This window comes from Azospirillum sp. TSH64, assembly GCF_003116035.1.
Lineage (GTDB): Bacteria > Pseudomonadota > Alphaproteobacteria > Azospirillales > Azospirillaceae > Azospirillum.
This window is the reverse complement of the sequence record NZ_LGQW01000015.1, coordinates 3,959,418-3,959,640: the sequence shown is the minus strand read 5'-3', so window position 1 is coordinate 3,959,640 and position 223 is coordinate 3,959,418. Positions and strand designations below refer to the sequence as shown.

Below are 223 nucleotides of genomic sequence, written 5' to 3'. Positions count from 1 at the left end.
GAAGGAGGCCCCCGGCCTCGTCATCCTCGGCAAGCAGGCCATCGACGACGACTGCAACCAGACCGGCCAGATGCTGGCCGCCCTGCTCGGCTGGGGCCAGGGCACATTCGCATCGAAGATCGCCGCCGGTGACGGCACGGTCGCGGTGACCCGCGAGATCGACGGCGGGCTGGAGACGGTGAATCTCAAGCTGCCGGCAGTGGTCACCGCCGACCTGCGCCTG

1 pseudogene is annotated in these 223 nt (G+C 70.0%); it reads left to right on the top strand.

The window, feature by feature from the left end:
• A pseudogene (locus TSH64_RS19380) lies at positions 1 to 223 on the top strand (electron transfer flavoprotein subunit beta/FixA family protein); the annotation flags it as partial.